Consider the following 20,946-nt stretch of genomic DNA (forward strand, 5'->3'; position numbering starts at 1 on the left):
GCCGAATTGATTCTGCTTCATTGGACTACCTGTTTTATCTTAATGCTATAGTTGATTGGTTTTCTTTTTCTAATTGATCAAACAAGACATCAGGTTCAACTTGCCCTGTGACAATCCAAGCCGCAATAGAGTCAGCCAAACGATCAATTGTATATTTTTCTTGTTTTTGTGGCTCTCCAGCAATAGCAGAATTTTGTCGTGTTTGGGTCAAGTCAGATACAGATATGGCATTCTTCAATTGAACAGGTAAAAATTTAATGTAGAGCGCCATGAGTTGTTCACGAGTTAATTCACCAGCTGCAACCATGCTTAAAACAGTCTTACGCCATTGGTCGTGAGATTGCGAACGATGTTTCTTATGTTCCGCAATCATATTAATAATACCACTTAGGGTTTGCTCTTGTTCGTTTTTATTTTCGACAGGTGTAAGTTCAGGAAGAGCTAATTTACCAACATAGGTAAAATCTTCTTTGCGCTTTACAGCAGGAAAATACTTACCCCCTTGAACTTGAATCTCTAATTTAATCCCAGTCATTATTCTTCTCCCTCATATATTTCTCTTTTTCTCAACTCCTTGCCGAGCTCTTTAAAAGAGAGAGTAACAGTAATTCCTAATGCATGAGCCAAGGCATTTAAAGCATTTGGTGGTAACTTGACCTCAGGATCGCGTAAATAACTTTTGGGTGTTTCCGCACTCAACCCATCAAATACCTCAATATACTTTAAAGGATGGGTATATAATTCATCCACTGTCAGTTGGCGTAATACATAAGCCATGCACGCCACTAACTCTGACTTACGAGAACTATTAAGTAACATGCCCATACGCTCAGGAAGTGTTAAATACGGTTGGTTGCTTATATATTTGGGGAAGTGCTGATAAAAACGTTCTAAAATTTTTTTCAACGTTGCATCATTGCCTCGCTGGTTACTACTTTGCAGGGAATCAATCAAAGCCACAGCAGCGGCATGAAATTGTTCATTACCGACATTGATAAAACTATATTCTGCACGTGGTCTAGGTTCTTGCTGTACAAAAGCTCTATTACTAAAAAAACCCGCCATGATGCTCTCCCAACCTCAATATAACTTCATTCTAATGAATCAAAATTAAGGAAATATTAACTAGCAATCGCATAATATATAAATTTACAGTTAACCTCATTTTACAAACCAATTATAGTCATAAAATAGCACTTAACATTATAATTCTATACTAAATGCAATGATTTTACCCAATTAAGCCACAATAAGACAATGCTTATATTTTTTATACTTGATAATTACATGAAGTTTATAGCGAACTTACAATTTAAGGAACTATTTATGATGCATTACCAAGAAAATGATTGAGCTCGCCTAAAGAGTTACTACAAACCGCTCCTAATTTTTAAATGAGTAGCTTCTCAATATACCAAGAAGGTAAAATGGTGATTACTACTAAATCAGTTGCATATAAATTAAGGACTAACTCTTGAGCCACTTGATATCTTATCTTATTTGTTTGCTCCTTGTGCTCTTAGCTTTATTTCTTCATTTAAAATGCAAAAGAAAACAAATCAACGTGGCTCAATGGCAAAAATCATTAAATTTGCAAGAACATGCTCACGTTTTCCACCTAATTTACACCGATGCTAATGGCTTTATGCTGTCTCAAAATGCACGCCACGAACATGATGCAATGGAATATGCTTATGGAGAAATCGAATTTTTATCATTTATTGCACTTTTATCTCTAACGAACCCGAATGAAAACACAGTTTTCTATGACTTGGGTTCGGGAACAGGTAAAGCGGTGCTAGCCTGCAGTATGGTGTACCCCGTAGACAAAAGTATTGGCATCGAATTATTTCCCGAACTCTACCTCGATTCATGCAAACGACTTGATCAATTGGCCTCTATGAAAAACTATGCCGAACAAGCAAAAAAAATTCGGTTTATTTTAGGGGATTTTCTCGAGGTGAATTTAGATGACGCAACGCTTGTTTTTATAAATTCCACTGCCTTTTTCGGTGCAACATGGGAAAAATTATGTGCTAAGCTGGATCATTTACCACATATCAACACAGTAATTACAACCAGTAAAACATTATCCAGTACTCATTTTACTCTGACAACATGCACCAAAGTTGAAATGAGTTGGGGCGTTGTGTTTGCTTACATCCATACGCGAAAACAACTTTCGACTAACTGTCTTGAAAATATTGAATAATTTTTTTCCCAGTCTATACTTATAAAACAAGGACAATTGTCAGCACCTAATCTGTATTGGTAGCAGACTTTGAAACACGCGACAACACGAGGTGGGTATGATCAAATCGGAGCTCATTGAACACATCGCTGCTCGAATGACGCATCTTACTGAGAAGCAAGTGGCTGATGGCATAAATAGAATATTGGAGTTAATGAGTGAAGCACTTATTAAAAATCAACGGATAGAAATTCGGGGATTCGGCAGCTTTTCTCTCCATTATAGGCCTCCCCGCAACGCTCATAATCCCAAAACTGGTGAAAAAGTTGTGACAAAGGCTAAATACAGCCCTCATTTTAAACCAGGAAAAGAATTACGTGAGCGCGTCGATGCATCACGTGATAAATATAAATTACCAGATGAAGAATAAGGGGTCCCTGGGTGCTTCATTATTGCACTCAGGAGTTTCATGCAAAAACCTAGGCTTCATTTGCTTTCAAGGAATAATTTTTTTTATTATCCAAATCAAGTACGAGGTAAAGTCACACCTGTTTGTCCCTGATATTTTCCATTGCGATCTCGATATGAAACGGCACAAATTTCAGTGGACTCTAAAAATAGCATCTGGGCAACGCCTTCATGCGCATAAATTTTGGCAGGCAATGTAGTCGTATTCGAAAACTCTAAAGTTACATGACCTTCCCACTCGGGCTCCAAAGGAGTCACATTAACAATAATGCCGCAACGTGCATAAGTCGATTTACCAAGACAAATAGTCAGGATATTACGTGGAATACGAAAATACTCTACTGTTCTTGCCAATGCAAAAGAATTGGGAGGAATAATGCACACGTCTGATTGCACATCAACAAAGCTGTTTTCATCAAAAGCTTTAGGATCCACAATAGCAGAATTAATGTTAGTGAAAATTTTAAATTCATTCGCACAACGAACATCATACCCATAGCTGGATACACCGTATGAAATAATCCTTCCATTTTCATTTTCACGCACTTGCCCGGGTTGAAATGGAGATATCATTCCATGTTCAAGCGCCATTTTTTCTATCCATCTATCTGATTTAATCGACACAATAAAAACCTCATGAGTTTTTTCAAAATGACTGTTCTATCATAAAAGTCAGACAAACGAAAGATTGAATTGATATTCCTCTAAATGATACATAATTTCTGCGGGTTAAATACTTAACACTTTCGTTAATAAAATCGTTTATACTTAATTATATGAATTGCATAAGTACTTGTTAGCCAAATGGATGAAGACCGCAAAAGTTACAGTCATGCTGCCAAACAAATTGATTTTGTAATGAAACGTCACTACCTAGACCGTTCAGAAATCAAATTAATTAAAAAACTTATTCAAGATAGTTATAATACCTTAGGCCAATGGCATCATAATAAAATATTTTTGAATGCAGGATTATGGAATAAAAAGATCTATGAAGAGTATAAGCAATTAAATTTTGATTTTTCCGCGGTCTCTGAGGTGCAAGATATTTATTCGCAATTACTTCTTTATACACTGATAAGACCATTAATAAAAACTCAGTTTTTTAATAAGCGATTGCTTGAGATAGGTAGTGGTAATGGTCTTGGTCTTAAAGCAAGTTCGGAGTTACTAAAAACTGACTATGCCTTAGGTATCGATTTGGTTACTCGATTAGTAATAAATTCCAATCGTCATTTCTACAAACAAGACGAAGTGAATTACATTCAGTCTGATGCAGAAAATTTACCCTTAGACAATGAATGCTTTGATATTGTTATCAATCTTGAAAGTTCTCATCTTTATCCCAGAATTGAGGACTTTTTTTCTGAGGTTGAGCGCGTCCTCTCTTTAGGTGGATTTTTTTGTTATGCTGATCATTATTTTAGAAATAAAGATCAATCAAACAAATTAGAACGATTTATTAAGAAGGGTGATAAATTAAAAATAATTCAAAAGGTAAATATTACTAAGTGGGTTCAAGCCTCTCTCTATCAACGGTTAATTGTAAATGAAGAAACTTTCTATAAACAAGCCTTGTATTTCGCAGGGGATGACTTTTACAAACTTCAAGAGATTTCTGCTGTTTTAGGATTAATATTTCTTCCATGGTGGAAAATTAGGTTTAAAAATCCTGTGCTTCGTTATATTGTGAAAAATACTCGAAGAGACAGGTTTTGGGGAAGAAAATATTATTTTTATTATCTTATTCAAAAGGTTAAGAAATAAAAAATACACGAAATACAATGCATCTTCTATGAATTAGAAATTGAAACCCAGGATCATTGCTTCACTGATCCCAGGTTACCGCTATGATTTAGACTATTTTTTCTTTGCAGCTATATTTGACAAAATTTCACCCAGCTCCATTGGCATTGGAAAAACAATGGTGGAGTTATTATTGCTTGCTATAGCAGCTAATGTCTGCAAATAACGTAATTGCATTGCCTGCGGTTGTTGTGCCAGTACTTGTGACGCTTGCAATAATTTTGCTGATGCTTGCAACTCCCCTTCAGCATGAATTACTTTAGCACGTCGTTCGCGTTCTGCTTCTGCTTGCCTCGCAATCGCACGGATCATGCTTTCATCTAAATCCACATGCTTAATTTCAACATTAGACACTTTTATTCCCCAGCTATCTGTTTGTGAATCTAATATTTTTTGTACGTCGGCGTTTAATTGTTCACGCTCAGAAAGCATTTCATCCAACTCATGTTGTCCTAATACAGAGCGGAGTGTTGTTTGTGCTAATTGACTGGTAGCTTCATAGTAATTTTCTACTTGAATAATTGCATTTTCTGGTACCACTACACGAAAATATAAAACTGCATTTACCCTTACTGAAACGTTATCTTTAGATATTATATCTTGACTTGGTACATCCATAACTACAGTTCGTAAATCCACTCGCACTACTTGTTGGATCACTGGAATAATAAGCACCAATCCAGGTCCTTTAACTTTCCAGAAGCGCCCTAACATGAATACTACACCGCGCTCATACTCTCTAAACACTTTAATTGCCGCTATCAAAAGCAATATGATTGCTATGATTATCACTGTGAAAAAAGGTCCCATTTTATCCTCCTTGATTACCTAAATCTTCTTCGATTTCTAACACGAACCCTGAGGCTCCGATTACTTTTATTGGCTTGCTTGCTGCAATAAACTTTTTCGAGTGCACACTCCAAATCTCGCCACGAATAAATGCCTGCCCCTCAGGATTAATGTCACCAAGCGTATGGCCTTTGACCCCTATCAAAACAATTAAACCATGTTTCACACTTTGTCGTCTCGCTTTTAGCGCCATCCCAAGTATGATCACAAAGAAAATAATATTCACTAAGGCCATTGCTCCGATTGCCGACCATGCGATTTGATATGTCTGATTGTCGCTATCAATTAACATAATGGATCCGATGATAAATGCTATTGTGCCCCCGATACCTAAAGAACCGTACGCAGGTACAAATGCCTCTGCAATAATAAACCCTATTCCCAATATAATAAGAAAAAACCCTGCATAACTAATTGGTAATAATTGCAGTGCATAGAGCGCAATACACATTGATATGGCGCCGACCACTCCGGGTAATATATTACCTGGGTTGACCAGTTCGAAGAAAATACCATATATCCCTAGTAAAAGAAGAAGATAAGCAACCGTTGGATTAGTAATTACTGATAAAAATCGTGTACGCCAGTCAGGCTCGATTGTCTCAATGTGCGCATTACTGGTATTGAGTATTATTTTTTGATTGTTTTGCATTACCGCTACACCATCCAACTGAGAAAGTAAGTCGTCCACATCCCGAGCAACATAGTTAATAACTCCTTCCTTTAAGGCCTCTGTGGAAGTTAAAGTCTCGGCGCTCAAAACTGCTTTTTGCGCAAAATCTGGATTGCGTCCTCTCAATTGTGCCAATGATCTCAAGGTTGCCACCGCATCATTAGTAATTTTTTTCTCCATAGTTGTCTGCTTATTTGATTTGGTTTCATCAGCAAAACCAGTCAAAGCGACATTAACCGGACTTGCTGCTCCTAATTGAGTTCCTGGAGCCATTGCTGCCAAGGTACTGGCATAGAGCAGGTAAGTTCCCGCACTAGCAGCACGTGCACCATTTGGACTGACATAAGTCACTATGGGAACATTAGATGATAAAAATTTTTGAATAATTATGCGTGTTGCTTCATCAAGCCCACCTGGCGTATCAAGAGTGATCAAGATTAAGTCTACATTTTGCGCATTATCAATATTACGAATAATGTAGTCTGCTGTGGCAGGTCCGATTGCCCCTTTTATTTTAAGCTCAATAACTTTTGCTGCATAAGAAGAGGTATAAATGATTAAAAAAATAAGGAACACACCCAGCTGAGATAAAAATATGTTTCGACCAGAAGGTGTGAATATGGACTTTGGCATGCTGTAAGATTTACACATGCTCCTTTCCTTTATGCAAATACGTTATATGATAAAAGATAGCACAGTTTGAGCCATTTATTAGATGAACAATTACATGATAATTAATAAAGCTCTTGTATAATGGTTTTTTTCCAGGCTAACCCAGGCAATGTGTTCACATCCCCCGGGCTGCTTCATATTAGAGATAGCTTTTAGAAATAAACGCCAATTTGTGCTGAAACTGTATCTGCTGTGCCTCCAGTTCCTATTGTCGGTGCATTTACAAGACCAGGAGGTGCGGCACCATTGGCAATATCATTGGCGCTGTAATCAATTTCATGTCGGTATTCAATACTTTCTACAGTATCTTTCCAAATAGAAATATTAAATACCCCAATAAATCGATGTTCTGGCAAATTTAGTGCGAGTGCTTCTCGAGTCCTTTGGTAGCCAACACCAATAGATGCAGGTCTATTGAATGCCCTAAATGTCATATCAATTTCTGTCTGTAATGCTTGTGGTTTTGCGCCATGACCATTGAAACTCAAATCCTGAGTTCTAAATGCATCAATAGTTCCGACCCATTCAGCAGCAAAGTTAAATCGATCGTAAGCCATATTACCGTGTACATCTATAGCTTCCGTTTTACGCACTAGCTCACTTCCATTGAGTAAGGAGCCAAAACCACCAAAAGTTCCAGGATTCGCAGCAGTATTTTGCATTCCAGCTGCATCATTAATTGAACTGATATAACTTGCGCCTATTTCACCACTCATTTTGTCAAACGCAAAGACATAGCCTCCATTCACACCGCCAACCCCAGCTCTCCCCAGTGTGGTATCACTTCGATAAATATATGTTGAAACAAATGGTCCTGTATCTTCTTGAGACTTATAACCTATTATAAAAGGCCTTGTTTTAGTGCGAGACATATCTAAAGTTAATGGCGAACTGATCATAGAACTGGAATAACGACCAAAAGGCACATATACCTGGCCAGCAGTAAAATAAAATGGTGTTTTATCCAGATTACCAATATTCACAAAGCCCATATTGAGGTTAAATGCCGAATTATTAATTCTTGGACCTACCTCCGGAGGGCTTGCATCATATGCGATTGCTATATAAGCCTCAACGTTTTGGTTCAACGCAGCAGCAACATTTAGCTCACTTGAGCCTAGGGTTAAATCAACATTTGTACCCCCAACATAATCACTATTGAGCATGCCTACAGGCTCGGATTTACCACTAATTGCAATGATTGGTCTTTCAGGAATGGGGTAACCCATATTCCGATATGCTCTATATAATCTTCGGCGTTGTTGCAGCAAACGGATGTCGCGATTGATACTCGAGATATTAACAATATAATCTGATCCATCAAACGCAGGCCTATCCCCCAAATATGGAGAAGCAACCACTGGTGTTCCTGCAATGTAGGTAACAACCCGCCCTTCAGCAACTAAAGCAGTTGGATAAAATCCTACTGATTCTGGATGTTCTTCGGGTGTATGCACCGACAATGTTGATGAGTGATATTTGACCATGTTGTCTTGCATAATTTGTTCATGTTCATGTTTTTTTCCATGTTTCGCATGAGCTTTTGGCTCTTGCTTTTTTGATTCTTTTTTGCTCGATTTGCTCGATGGTTTCGCTTTGTGAGAGACCATTTCCTTTTGTAAAGAGTCTAATTGAGCTTGTAATTGCTGTGCTTGTTTTTGTAGACGTGCTATTTGAAGTTGCAACTGTTGATCATGTTCCGCATAGAGTGGCGATGACAAACAGACTAGAGCCAATATTATTTTTTTATACTGCATATGCGGTACTCCTGTTCATTATTTTTACTTCCACATCGGAATGGGAGAAAATTATAGCTTGGTAAACAAGGAGTTGCTAGCCTCTTTTTTGCAAATCTGCTTAAATTTTGTAACTTTTATTTGTATAAAAGAAGCCCGTAACAAAGTACGGGCTTAATGAATAGAGAGTATGATGATTTGATTATGCGTTACCGATTAACTTCAGGCCAAAGTATGGTCCATAAACTCCATAATCAACTGCTCGAACAGGACCAAATAAATTGGGAAGTGTTTGCTCTTGCAATACATTAAAATAATTGACTACTTGATAACCTGCTTGGATATTAGCAAGACCTATAGGAGTAGCATGAGCATAATTTACACCAAGTTTTGCTTCCAGGCTTGGAACAATACCATTTTTACGCAAGGATACTTGCTCAACAATAGCGTGCAGAGGAGAGAAGACAAAGCCAGCATGATAGCGATTTGTCCCATAGAGAATAGAGCCCCCACCATTTGCAGTAACGCTTAGTGAGTCTGTAATATTGTATGCATAATTAATTCCAACTACAGGTCCAATACCTTTATAATTAGTATTGTCAAATTTGCTAAACGGATTGCTTGCAAGTGCGGGAATTATTTGTGTTATATAAAAATTATTACCGGTTGATTGTATATTTGCATATTGCAAACCGGCATAGAAACGCATTTTTTTTCTTATGCTGAAATCAGCATATTGTCCCATAACTACATTAACCTGGTCGATTCTATTTCGATTAATGGATTCAAATGGAACTGGTATTACTGGAACCCCTGCTGACGGGATGTTTAAAACCCCGAAAAGCTCTGTTGGTCCTGCTGATGTACTGAAGTGCATCCAGTTGATAGTAATATCATTTCCCGTTTTGAAATGGTAAGAGCCTTCTAAAAAATACCCCCAATTCCAATCATTTTTTAACTCTTTATTTAAAGGCAATGTGCCAGCTTGAAATGCTTTTCCAGCACCATAAATAGATCTTAAATAAAGTGCTTGCGCACCAAAGTCCCAGAGATTTGTCGCACATGGAACTGTGACATTACCAGGGGTACAAACTGGCCCCATACTTCCGGCAGAAGCGATACTTGCTGCCAATCCCAATACAGCTATAGTTGCTTTTTTAAACATGAATACTCCATTAGAAAAAAAAAGCCCATCATGAATGACGGGCTTTCATAAGATCTTAATCAATTAAGAAATTAAACATTTCCTACATACTTCAGGCCGAAGTAAGGACCAGCAGCAGCGAAGTCAGTTGCAGTTACTGGCAATACAGTTGTATTTAACGCATGGATGTAGTCAAACCACATGTATCCAGCATCCAGAGTTAAATCGCCTTGCGCCATTGCATAAGTATAGCTAGCACCTAACTTAGCTTCTAATTCTGGAACAATCGCTGTTCTGGTTCCACTAACATTAACTGTGAATACAGAAGGAAGTAAAGGAACAGAACCATCTGGATCAACGAAGTCAACATTGTAACCATGCTTTTGCGAACCAACTAATACTGCAGCAGCTGCTTTAGCATAAATTCCAAAACCGTTACCAAATACGTAGTTCATGTCAATACCAGTACGTGGACCAAATCCGTTGTATTGAGTATCGCCATTGAATCCAACTGTGTAGTCAAGGACACCGTCATCAAAGTCTGATGCAAACGCATGTACACTTCTCTTGATGCTCGCAAATTGGAAACCGCCATGGAAACGGATTTTCTTGTTCGCGCTGAAATCAACAAACTGACCAAACTCACCGTTCACTGCGTCCCATCTGTTCTTGTGACCAAAACCAACTAATGTGTCTGGATCAAAAGCAAGGAAGAATTCATTATTGTTCCAACTTGTATCCAAGTGATACCAAGTTAGAGTAATGTCGTTTCCAGTATTGAAATGGTAAGAACCTTCAATCTGGAATCCCCAGTTCCATTGCGCTTCCAGCTCAGTGTTAATAGCAACACCTGTTGGAGTAGTAGCGATATTCAATGAAACATCGTTATCAGTCATTGTTTGTAAAATCAATGCCTGTCCGCCGACATTCCATCCAGTACTTGGGCAAGGAACAGTAACGTTACCTTGAGTGCAAACTGGACCCATGGTACCAGCAAATACTGCACTACTGCCTAAAGCTAAAATTGCTAAAGTGGTTTTTTTTAAACTTAACATGCTTATGTCTCCGCATAAATTATTATTAGTTCCTCTTTGATTGATAACTCTCTACTAGGAGTTGTCATTAGCATGCCTTCGTCGCTTCAGGTCGATGCATGCAACAGTGTGAGTATTAGCAGCGGAATGGAATAAGTCAAGAAATTTTATTAAAAAAAAATAATATTTTTCAAATAGATATGCTTTTTTAACGCAGAGGATATTTTTTTTGGGCAGGGTGGTAGTTCTTTTGATATAGATGGAAACGATTTGTGTACACTACTCTTTTAGAACTAGCAATAAAACATTCTAGAAAAATAATATAAATTATCTTTTAAAACTTGCAACTCTTTTTAGTTACGAACGCCTCCATTAATTTAATTAGGCTCAATCGACCTTATCTTTTTATTAATGTAATCACTACTCTTCGATTTGCAGCCCGGCCTGCATCCGTATCGTTTCTCGCAATAGGATAGAGCTCACCGACCCAGGTCACAGAGAGTTGTTCTTTAGGTATGCCAAGTTTTAGTAAATATTTTTGAACGATTCGTGCTCTTTCTTCAGATATCGCATTATTATAACCCTTGCGGCCATTTGCATCAGCATAACCAACTACTCGTATTTCTTTTATTTGAGCATCTGCATTCACATATCGAGCAATACGACGTAATTGTTCTTTATCTTCATCAGACAGCTCTCTGCCATCTTCTTTATAATGAAATATGCTTTCTCTAACTTGTTCATAGCCAAATGGCAATAAATTACCAATACATTCTTGATAGCGTGAATAAGGCTTTTGAAAACCAACTGGTGACAATGAGACCATTGTGTTAAATCCTGTTTCCGCACGATAAGTAAAATTTGGTTCATAGCCTTGAGATAGAAAAGTAAGTAATTTTAAAGCACCATCTCGTCTTAGAAAAACACCATACTCCCCCGGCTTAACTATGAATTGCCCCACTAGAATAGGAGGTTTTTCTGCTTTCCAGATGGGAGTTTTTACAATGATTTTTGCAGGTAAAAATCTCTGTACCTCATCCCATGTACGTAAAATAAAATGAGGTGGTTTTGCTGCATACTGTTCAAAATATGCAATGCCATAGTTAGGGATAGTAAGTGATAGTCCACAGCGAATTGGGTGGCGGCTCACGCGCCACCCCTTTGCCCCTAATGGATTTGCAAAATGAACTTGGGTCATTGTGTATCCCATGTCCATTGTAAGTACTGCACTCAAAGCAATACATGCTATAAATTGTCCTTTGTGATCCACAAATGCCATCTTTTATTCATTCCTGCGGCTTATTTCATGTTATTCTTAGTTATCGGCAAAAATGCAGGAATCTTTATTATGCAAACGCTAATGATTAATCGCCCTGATGATTGGCATGTCCATCTTAGGGATAATGAGATGTTACACCATACGGTAGCAGACAGCGCACAACATTTTGCTCGTGCGTTAGTTATGCCGAATCTTAAACCAGCGCTAACAACGCTGGCATCCATTAATGAATACAGAAATAGGATTCTAACTGCTCTACCTAAAGATAATACTTTTGAACCTTATATGACTTTTTACCTAAATGATTCCGTAAACGCCGAAGAATTACATCATGCAGCAAATACTTCTTATATTCTTGGCGCAAAACTTTATCCAGCCGGCGCAACAACCAACTCTGAAGCAGGTGCAAAATCACTAAAAGATCTTTATCCTCTTTTTGAAGTATTACAAAACAATAACCTAGTACTCCAAATTCATGGGGAAGTGACTCATAGTGATATTTTTGAACGCGAGTCTTTATTTATTGATGAGTATTTAAAACCAATCGTTAAAAATTTTCCCAAGCTAAGAATAGTCCTTGAACATATATCGACTCAATCTGCAGTAGAATATGTTACAAAAGCCCCTGCAACGGTTGCTGCAACGATTACCCCGCATCATTTATTGTATAATCGAAATAAATTACTCGTTGGCGGGCTGAGACCTCATTATTATTGTCTGCCTATTTTAAAGCATGAGAAGGATCAAAAAGCATTACAAAATGCTGTTTGCAGCGGTAATCCAAAGTTTTTTGCCGGAACAGATAGCGCGCCTCATACCATAAGTACAAAAGAAAGTGCCTGTGGCTGCGCAGGAATTTATTCTGCACCATTCGCTCTCGCTTTATATACACAAGTATTTGATCAATTAAATCAATTAAAACAACTCAACCCTTTTATCAGTCGTTTTGGTGCGGAATTCTATCAACTACCCATCAATCAGCAACACATTGAATTAATTAAATCCCCACAAACGATACCTGACTATCTGCCATTAGGTTCCAATCAAGTTGTTCCAATCGCTGCAGGTGAAATCATTCAATGGAGCGTTCATGAGTCCAAACGATAATTTACTTTACATGAATTTAAAAGAACGATTTCGCGGTTTTTTACCTGTAGTTGTTGATGTAGAAACTGCAGGCATAGATCCTTATAAAAATGCATTGTTAGAAATGTGTATTGTATTAATTTTTATGGATGAACAAGGTAATCTTTGCCGTGGTGAAAGTTATTTTGAACATATTTTGCCCTTTTCTGGGGCTGAGCTGGATCAAAAATCTCTAGAATTCAATCAGATTGACCCTTACCAGCCACTGCGTTTTGCTTTAGATGAAAAAAATGCTTTAGAAAATTTGTTTCATCCCATTTTTACTGCACTAAAAAAAACTCAATGCCAGCGCGCTGTTTTAGTCGGCCATAATGCATGGTTTGATTTATTATTTATCAAAGAAGCCATAAAAAGAACCGGGATCAAATCCCCATTTCACGCGTTTACCTGCTTTGATACAGCAACATTAGGGGGATTTATTTATGGGCAAACTGTATTAGCCAAAGCGGCACAGGCAGCAGGAATTCCTTTTAACACTCAAGAAGCTCATTCAGCCATTTATGACGCAGAAAAAACCGCCGATTTATTTTGTCATATGGCCAACACGTGGAAAACCATGCAGGAAAATACTTAGTTTAGATATCGCACCAAGAGGCAATGGATTGCCGAAGCATATAGGTGATTGAAAAGAGAGTGGCTCTATTATGTCAAGGGTGATTCAAATAAAAAAGCAGAAACTACCCGGACCACGCTTCGCGATACCCGGGTTAAATTTTACAATGAGTCAGAGTGTTCTGTTAGGTAAGCAGCAACACCTTCTGTAGATGCCTTCATTCCCGCTTTACCTTTTTCCCAACCAGCAGGACAAACTTCGCCATTTTCTTCAAAATGCTGAACTGCATCAATAATTCTTATAATTTCGTCCATGTTACGACCTATAGGCAAGTCATTAACGATTTGTGAGCGAACTACTCCATTGGTATCAATAATGAATGCGCCACGGAATGCAACACCTGCGGATGGATGCTCAACACCATAAGATTGACAAATACTATGAGTCATATCTGCCGCCATAGTATATCGAACAGAACCAATACCGCCCTTATTAATTGGAGTATTTCTGTATGCATTGTGAGTAAAGTGTGAATCAATAGAAACAGTAACCACTTCAACGTTACGACTTTTGAATTCATCAATACGATGATCTAAAGCAATCAACTCAGAAGGGCATACAAAAGTAAAATCTAGAGGGTAAAAAAATACGAGACCATACTTACCTTTTATGTGTTCATGTAAATTAAATTTATCCATAATCTCACCATTTGGCATAACCGCCGCAACGGTAAAATCAGGGGCTTTTCGTCCCACTAATACACTCATTCTATGATCTCCATCATTATAGTTATTATTATGGCATTAACACATTATGTTATGCGGTAATCGCATCACGCAACATCGTTTCTAACTCACCTTGCTGGAATAATTCAGCAATGATATCAGAACCACCGATTAACTCTCCCTTCACATAGAGTTGCGGAAAAGTAGGCCAATCAGAATGCTGTGGTAATGTTTGGCGAATATCAGGATTAGCAAGAATATCTACATAAGCGAAATCAACGCCGCAAGATTCTATGCATTGCACCGCACGTGCAGAAAATCCACATTGTGGCATTTTCGGCGTGCCTTTCATATAAAGCAGAATGGCATTGTCTGCTATTTGCTTTTTAATTTTTTCTAAAGTATCCACTCACACACCTTAAAATAATAAATTAATTACCACCCATTATCGCGAAAACTTGTAAAGCCCGCAACCAATAAATTTTTAGCATAATAGAGTAGCAGATCTTAGTCTAAAAGCCAACTAATGATCCATTTGATCCAATAATAATCAAAAAACAGTTAAAAATAATATTATCCTAAGCACACACATGTATTTTTATTCCGTAATCCTGTGTTCTACAAACATAATTGCTTTTTCTAGGATTATGGTTAATCTTCATTGAATATCATATCCATCCTGCTAAACTTACCACACAATAAAATAATAGGAGATTAGGATGACCTTTACATTGCCTGAGTTACCATATGCTAAGAATGCATTAGAGCCCCACATTTCGAGTGAAACACTAGAGTATCATTACGGCAAGCATCATCAGGCCTACGTTAACAATTTAAATAAATTAATTCCTGGGACCGAATTTGAATCCATGGAACTGGAAGAGATCATTAAAAAAGCAAAGGGCGGAATGTTTAATAATGCCGCACAAGTTTGGAATCATACCTTTTACTGGCACTGCCTCAGTCCTAATGGTGGCGGTGAACCCAAAGGTAAATTAGCTGACTCAATTAACAAACATTTTGGCTCGTTTAGCGAATTTAAAGAACAATTTACACAAACTGCAATATCTACTTTTGGATCAGGTTGGGCCTGGCTTGTTCAGGATAATACAGGTGCTTTAAAAATAATCAGTACCAGCAACGCAGGCACGCCAATGACTGAGGGTTTAAATGCACTATTGACTTGTGATGTATGGGAGCATGCTTATTATATTGATTATCGTAATGCGCGCCCCGACTATATCTCTGCATTTTGGAAATTAGTAAATTGGGATTTTGTAACCAGCAATATTAAATAAAATAATTCTTTTTACTAAGGATTTCTCCGCTCATATAGCGTAGCAAAGAAAGTTATGTCTATAATGTGGTCACCTCTGTTTCTCCATTAAAAGGAGAGATAATTCTTTGAGTGGAGATCCTTCAGCTTTAAGGAAAACATTATGGCTTTAATTACTAGTTACAATCCTATGCCAATTACTTTCACACATGGAGAAGGAGTTTGGTTGTATGATGAGCAGGGCAAGGCCTATCTGGATGGTCTAAGTGGGATAGCAGTGTGTGGATTAGGACATGCTCATCCGGATGTGACAAAAACCATACAACAACAAGCAGCCAAGCTAATCCATACATCGAACACCTTTCATATCAAACAACAAGAATTACTTGCTGAAAAACTGACAACCTTGGCAAATATGGAGCAAGTTTTTTTTGCTAATTCAGGTGCTGAAGCCAATGAAGCAGCGATTAAATTGACACGTCTTTTTGGTCATAAAAAAGGAATTGAAACCCCTTCAATTATTGTTATGGAAAGAGCCTTTCATGGTCGTACTATGGCAACCTTAACCGCATCAGGAAGTCGAAAAGTACAAGCAGGATATGAACCCCTGGTGCCAGGCTTTATTCGCGCCCCTTTTAATGATTTGGATGCCATTCATACTATTGCAGCAAATAGAGAAGATGTTGTTGCGGTTATGCTTGAGCCAATTCAAGGAGAAGGTGGAATTCATGCAGCAGAAGAAAGTTATCTTCGTTCCCTAGCCAAACTTTGTGAGCAACATGACTGGATGCTTATTTTGGATGAAATCCAAACAGGAAACGGTCGTACAGGAAAACTTTTTACCTATATGCACTATGACATTCAACCTGATGTTGTTACTACAGCCAAAGGTTTGGGCAATGGCGTTCCTATAGGTGCTTGCCTGATGAATAAAAGGGCAAAAGATTTATTTAAACCTGGAAATCATGGATCAACTTTTGGCGGCAATCCCCTGGCTTGCGCTACAGCTCTAACTGTACTGGAAATTATAGAGCGCGATAAAATTTGTGAACAAGTCACAAAAAATAGCCGTCTATTGATGGAGAAATTAATCAAAAATCTCGGGGAACATCCTGGTGTAAAAGGGATTCGCGGAAAAGGCTACATGATTGGGATTGAACTGGATCGACCCGCTAATGATGCTCGCTTACTGGGACTTACTAACGGCGTACTCTTCAATGTTACTGCAGATACGGTAATAAGACTGTTACCACCCCTGATTATTAATGAAGAAGAGATTGATGAATTAGTTAAGCGGTTAATGCTAACGATGAAGCAATTCATTCAGGGGTAATCTTCTCGTAGTTTGACTTCAGTATAACCATTCACATGATGATTGGAGTGTAACCTGGGTTTTCGCTTCGTGGCGCCCAGGCTACATCCCTTCCGGCCTCATGATTGCAAAAAAATCAACAATCGTGTCATTAATTTTCCTTAATGATTGATTTTTTGACTTTAAATTCGAACATGTATCTTCGTCCTTATTCCCTGCTTGAAGTTTTTGACGGATAAGATCAAACATATGTGTATCTATTTTTTTTAATTCCGGGAGCCGTTGATTAATTCTTTCTAGGAAAAAGTTTTTTATATTTTTTCTTGACTCAAATAACCTTCTTTCGAGCCTGTCCATTAGATCGCATAACTCATTTTCTCGACCGCTACATGTAATGCGTATAAAACCATCATATTTTGACAAACCAAAATAAGATAAAGGTGTAACCATCAAGTTGTCTTCAAATAACAAATAATATGCGAGATCTTCATCCGTCTTCACAATACCAGTTTTCTGTAAAACTCGTGCTGCTTCTTTGGGTAGAGGCAACCCGAACATATCACTAAAATCCGCAAGAACATAAAAAGTAGCTTCTACACGGTAGAAGGGGTCAGGCATTGCAGCACCCATGTTTTTTAAGCGTGCAACCACATAATCCACTTTTTTCTTATAAAAAGTTGCTATGTTATTTTTTTCTTCTGTTCCAAAATTCGCCATGGTTTGTGCATAGGCAGCTTGTGCTGAGCGCGGTGCATGAATGAAATAGCTTATATTTTTATTTAGCATTTCATTCATCAAACTTGATTCAAACACTAAAAGTACAGCCATTCGCTCTCCTGCTGCAGACAAAGCCTTGGTTGCTGAGCGCAAGACGATTACTCGTTCTTTTAAATCAGGAGCAATTTTTAAAAAAGAAGGCGTATCTGAAAAACACATCTCAGTATAAGCTTCATCAAAAATGATGTACAAGTCAGGATACTGGCGCAAAATTTCAGCAATTTTTATTAACTCGTCTTCATCAATAATGTTGCCCAAAGGATTTGATGGATTACAAATTAATATAGCTTTAGGCCAACCGTGATCCATCTCAGCTAAAGTATAAGCTTCTTTAATACTCTCTTCCGTTGCTTGCGCCGTGAGTTTATATCCGGGTTTATCCATTACATAAATCGGATGCAAACAATGCAATGCGTTGTTGGAATACGCACTGTAATAAGGAAAAGGGGTAATAATTCGATATCCTGGCACACCTTCAAAATGAGTATTAAAGGTTTCAAATAATACTCGCAAAGCACCAATACCACCCACAGTGAACAATATATTTTCCGATTTAATTTCTGTCTCATACCAACGTGACATAACATCAGCCATTAATGTTCGCGGCGCATGATCACCTCGAGGGTCTCCATAATCAATGGCAATATCCTCTTCAACCTGGTGTGGGTCTACTTTCCATTTTTTAGTTAAATCATCTAATTTTTGCCAATATGAAAGATAAGAAGCAATGGTATTTGAATTAATAGGGTAGGTTGGCTTCCCAAGACCTGCAAATATCAGTTTTTTTGTTTCGGCTAAACCTTGCGCTTGAATTTCATCCCTTAAAGTATTTGCCCATAATGCTAACAACATCACTTTTTCAATTTTTTTAGCACAATGTCCATCAGGGGTTAACATGGTATTACCAAATACTCAATTTTTACTCATTATAACAGAATACAAATAAAACATGATATCGATTATAAGCACATCTAATTCAATAAAAATCCTATATCTAGGACCTGTTTACAGCCCCTATGCTATGCTTAAAATAAAAGGGGTTTTCTTTGGTTTTTTGTGCCTTTGGGCACGATTGACCAAGCCTTAAAATACAGGATAATTCATGTTTTGGGCATTCAACATACTCTAAATAAAGAATTTTAATTTACTATGGAAAAAAATGGCAAAAAATGAAACTTCCAACACTGCGAATTTAATAGCTGATTTAGAAAAAACTATTAATACGTTGCAAAATAAAATGAATCAGCTGGAAGTGCAATACGCCCAATTAAAAAATCTGCTTGATGTCTTGCCTGGAGATGTCTATTGGAAAGATCTAAAAGGTGTTTGGTCCGGAATGAATCAACGATGTGTTCAAAGTCTTTATCATATGAAATTTATTAATAAATGCGATGAGAACGAAGTCCTTGGTAAAACAGATTATGAACTATTTAGTAAGCAAACTGCTGATGTTTATCGAGCTAATGACCTTGAAGTGATTGAAAAAAACGTTGAATTATCACGAGAAGAGATAACTCTTTTGCCATCAGGTGAAGAAGTGGTTTTGCTCTCGACTAAAAGACCTTTTCTGGATGAATCAGGAAAGATTATTGGCATCCTCGGCAATACAATTAACATTACTTATCTAAAAAAAGTTGAATCCGAGCTCAAAGAAGCCAAAGAAAAAGCTGAAGCAGCGAACAATGCCAAAGATGAATTCATCCGTAATATGAGTCATGATATTCGTACCCCTTTAAGTGGGATTATCGGCATGTCCAGCATCCTTGAACGAGAAGTTCAAAATATCCAAGAAAAAGAATACGCTCATATGATCAATATAAGTGGGGAGCAACTCTTGGCGCTGCTTAATGGAGTACTCGATATTATCGCCGCCGGGAGTCAACAAGAAAATATAATCAATGAAACAGCCTGCAATGTCCATGATTTGATTCACAGTATTGCCGATCTGGAGTTTCCAACCATCGCTTTGAAAAAATTGGATTTATTAATTAGTATTGACTGCAATACTCCTGAATGGGTAACTACAGATACCGTAAAACTTCATCGAATTTTATTAAACCTTTTAGGTAATGCAGTTAAATTTACTGAAAAAGGGTTTATTGAAATTGGAGTTAGGCCCAAATCGCATCACCATGGAAAATTGTTCCTGGAATTTTTCATCAAAGATACTGGTCCAGGAATTAAACCTAAGGATAAAAACAAAATCTTCAAACGATTTTACCGAGCAACCCCGTCACATCAAGGAATCTACTCTGGTCATGGTGTGGGATTGCATATTGTGAAGCGTTATACCCAGCTTTTAAAAGGTAAGATACACGTCGACTCTGCAGTACATACAGGAACCACATTTACGCTAACCATCCCCGTCAATTATGTAGAGAAGCCTGTAAACCACCCAGAGCCAACATCTCTTCCTCCTGAGAAACTGATTTTAGAAAAAGCGAGTGATTCACCTCTTGTGCTGCTTATTGAAGATAATGCAATTGCCTTAAAGATGATAGAAAATCTTTTACAACAGCTTGGTATCCGATTTTTATCAGCATCTACAGGTACTAGAGCAATGGAATTGTTCCAAGCACATACCTTTGATTGGATCTTAAGTGACATTGGCCTACCTGATACCACTGGGATACACTTAGCCAAAAAATTTCGTCAGTATGAACAAAACCGAAATCTCACACCTACCCCTATCATTTGTTTAACTGCTCATGCGGTAACTGATGTTGAAAATGAATGTGTACAGGCTGGGATAAATCAAGTGATTACCAAACCTCTTCGTAGCAGTATGCTGCAGGAATTGTTAGCTCGATACAGCGCATCCAAATTGCAAATCCACGATTTGCCTGCCACAAGGGTTGAGTCCATTCTCCCGTTTAATGAATATCCATTATTTGATAGTACTCATGGAATCAATAACCTGGGTTCGGAAAAAACACTCAAAAAAATGCTGCATCTCTTTATTGAAGAAAATACTAAGGATTTAATAAAAACAGCTCAGGCTTGGGAAAAACAAGACCTAATTGAAATTCATAAGCTAACACATAAAATGAAAAGCAGTGCACTTTATTGCGGCACTCTTCGTATGCGCTATGCATGCGAAGCCCTAGAAAAACATTTTCAAAACCACCCAGAACTATACCCTACAGCACTTTATCAGCAACTTCTCCAAGTACATCAAGAAACAGTAACAGCACTCCAGCATTGGATGCAACAATAATTATGTTCTTAGATACATACAAACAAAAATTTAGAAGATGACAGCAAAACCAAGGTTCAACTCCTCTTTAATAATAAACAAAGGCAAA

General features: G+C 37.7%; 20 protein-coding genes. 8 read left to right on the plus strand and 12 right to left on the minus strand.

From position 1 onward, the window contains the following. Positions 1-34: 34 nt before the first annotated feature. Positions 35-535, minus strand: a complete 501-nt coding sequence (locus tag Ltuc_RS01020) for a hypothetical protein (RefSeq protein WP_058519510.1) — start codon at positions 533-535, stop codon at positions 35-37. Then, on the minus strand, positions 535-1,065 hold the full coding sequence (locus tag Ltuc_RS01025) for a hypothetical protein (protein ID WP_058519511.1): 531 nt from the start codon (positions 1,063-1,065) through the stop codon (positions 535-537). Before Ltuc_RS01025 ends, Ltuc_RS01020 begins: the two co-directional genes overlap by 1 nt. 409 nt (positions 1,066-1,474) lie before the next feature. Here Ltuc_RS01025 and Ltuc_RS01030 point away from each other — a divergent pair, with 409 nt between their 5' ends. Both Ltuc_RS01030 and Ltuc_RS01035 read left to right on the plus strand, forming a co-directional pair. Beyond that, complete coding sequence (locus Ltuc_RS01030; RefSeq protein ID WP_058519512.1) at positions 1,475-2,212, plus strand: class I SAM-dependent methyltransferase; 738 nt, start codon at positions 1,475-1,477, stop codon at positions 2,210-2,212. 97 nt (positions 2,213-2,309) lie between these two features. Continuing rightward, entirely contained in the window at positions 2,310-2,621 is a 312-nt protein-coding gene (locus tag Ltuc_RS01035; protein WP_058459016.1) for an integration host factor subunit beta, read from the plus strand. Positions 2,622-2,716: 95 nt separating this feature from the next. On the opposite strand, the gene dcd is transcribed toward Ltuc_RS01035, so the two are convergent. Beyond that, a complete protein-coding gene (gene dcd, locus Ltuc_RS01040) occupies positions 2,717-3,283 on the minus strand; it encodes a dCTP deaminase (RefSeq protein ID WP_058519513.1) in 567 nt (188 codons plus the stop codon). A gap of 180 nt (positions 3,284-3,463) precedes the next feature. Between dcd and Ltuc_RS01045 the strand changes: the two genes are divergently transcribed. Continuing rightward, the gene (locus Ltuc_RS01045; RefSeq protein WP_058519514.1) at positions 3,464-4,426 is read left to right on the plus strand and encodes a class I SAM-dependent methyltransferase; all 963 of its coding nucleotides are present in this window, start codon (positions 3,464-3,466) and stop codon (positions 4,424-4,426) included. 93 nt (positions 4,427-4,519) lie between these two features. Here the strand turns inward: Ltuc_RS01045 and Ltuc_RS01050 are convergent, their stop codons facing one another. From Ltuc_RS01050 to Ltuc_RS01075, 6 genes are all read right to left on the minus strand, one after another. Then, on the minus strand, positions 4,520-5,275 hold the full coding sequence (locus Ltuc_RS01050) for a slipin family protein (RefSeq protein ID WP_058519515.1): 756 nt from the start codon (positions 5,273-5,275) through the stop codon (positions 4,520-4,522). 1 nt (position 5,276) lies between these two features. Continuing rightward, on the minus strand, positions 5,277-6,620 hold the full coding sequence (locus Ltuc_RS01055; protein ID WP_238584123.1) for an NfeD family protein: 1,344 nt from the start codon (positions 6,618-6,620) through the stop codon (positions 5,277-5,279). Positions 6,621-6,811: 191 nt separating this feature from the next. Next, positions 6,812-8,416: an LbtU family siderophore porin gene (locus Ltuc_RS01060; protein ID WP_058519516.1), complete on the minus strand. Its 1,605-nt coding sequence runs from the start codon at positions 8,414-8,416 to the stop codon at positions 6,812-6,814. A 181-nt stretch (positions 8,417-8,597) separates the two neighbouring features. Beyond that, positions 8,598-9,560, minus strand: a complete 963-nt coding sequence (locus tag Ltuc_RS01065) for an Lpg1974 family pore-forming outer membrane protein (protein ID WP_058519517.1) — start codon at positions 9,558-9,560, stop codon at positions 8,598-8,600. Positions 9,561-9,631: 71 nt separating this feature from the next. Next, on the minus strand, positions 9,632-10,594 hold the full coding sequence (locus Ltuc_RS01070; protein ID WP_058519518.1) for an Lpg1974 family pore-forming outer membrane protein: 963 nt from the start codon (positions 10,592-10,594) through the stop codon (positions 9,632-9,634). Positions 10,595-10,970: 376 nt separating this feature from the next. Continuing rightward, the gene (locus Ltuc_RS01075) at positions 10,971-11,852 is read right to left on the minus strand and encodes a flagellar protein MotY (RefSeq protein WP_058519519.1); all 882 of its coding nucleotides are present in this window, start codon (positions 11,850-11,852) and stop codon (positions 10,971-10,973) included. A gap of 69 nt (positions 11,853-11,921) precedes the next feature. Between Ltuc_RS01075 and pyrC the strand changes: the two genes are divergently transcribed. Beyond that, the gene (gene pyrC / locus Ltuc_RS01080) at positions 11,922-12,959 is read left to right on the plus strand and encodes a dihydroorotase (protein ID WP_058519520.1); all 1,038 of its coding nucleotides are present in this window, start codon (positions 11,922-11,924) and stop codon (positions 12,957-12,959) included. After that, positions 12,943-13,572, plus strand: coding sequence for a ribonuclease T (gene rnt / locus Ltuc_RS01085; protein WP_058519521.1), 630 nt, complete (start codon positions 12,943-12,945; stop codon positions 13,570-13,572). The genes pyrC and rnt overlap by 17 nt, the downstream gene beginning before the upstream one ends. Positions 13,573-13,712: 140 nt before the next feature. Here the strand turns inward: rnt and Ltuc_RS01090 are convergent, their stop codons facing one another. Further along, a complete protein-coding gene (locus Ltuc_RS01090; RefSeq protein ID WP_058519522.1) occupies positions 13,713-14,318 on the minus strand; it encodes a peroxiredoxin in 606 nt (201 codons plus the stop codon). A gap of 49 nt (positions 14,319-14,367) precedes the next feature. After that, on the minus strand, positions 14,368-14,685 hold the full coding sequence (grxD, locus tag Ltuc_RS01095) for a Grx4 family monothiol glutaredoxin (RefSeq protein ID WP_058519523.1): 318 nt from the start codon (positions 14,683-14,685) through the stop codon (positions 14,368-14,370). Between the two features lie 310 nt (positions 14,686-14,995). On the opposite strand from grxD, the gene sodB reads away from it, so the two are divergent. Then, positions 14,996-15,574 (plus strand): superoxide dismutase [Fe], encoded by a 579-nt coding sequence (gene sodB / locus Ltuc_RS01100; RefSeq protein ID WP_058519524.1) that lies wholly within the window; start codon positions 14,996-14,998, stop codon positions 15,572-15,574. A gap of 141 nt (positions 15,575-15,715) precedes the next feature. Continuing rightward, on the plus strand, positions 15,716-16,885 hold the full coding sequence (locus Ltuc_RS01105) for an aspartate aminotransferase family protein (protein ID WP_058519525.1): 1,170 nt from the start codon (positions 15,716-15,718) through the stop codon (positions 16,883-16,885). 81 nt (positions 16,886-16,966) lie between these two features. On the opposite strand, the gene Ltuc_RS01110 is transcribed toward Ltuc_RS01105, so the two are convergent. Continuing rightward, positions 16,967-18,538, minus strand: a complete 1,572-nt coding sequence (locus tag Ltuc_RS01110) for a pyridoxal phosphate-dependent aminotransferase (RefSeq protein ID WP_058519526.1) — start codon at positions 18,536-18,538, stop codon at positions 16,967-16,969. A 262-nt stretch (positions 18,539-18,800) separates the two neighbouring features. Between Ltuc_RS01110 and Ltuc_RS01115 the strand changes: the two genes are divergently transcribed. Further along, complete coding sequence (locus Ltuc_RS01115) at positions 18,801-20,858, plus strand: ATP-binding protein (RefSeq protein ID WP_058519527.1); 2,058 nt, start codon at positions 18,801-18,803, stop codon at positions 20,856-20,858. Positions 20,859-20,946 lie beyond the last annotated feature (88 nt).

It is taken from the genome of Legionella tucsonensis, from assembly GCF_001468035.1.
Classification (GTDB): Bacteria; Pseudomonadota; Gammaproteobacteria; order Legionellales; family Legionellaceae; genus Legionella; species Legionella tucsonensis.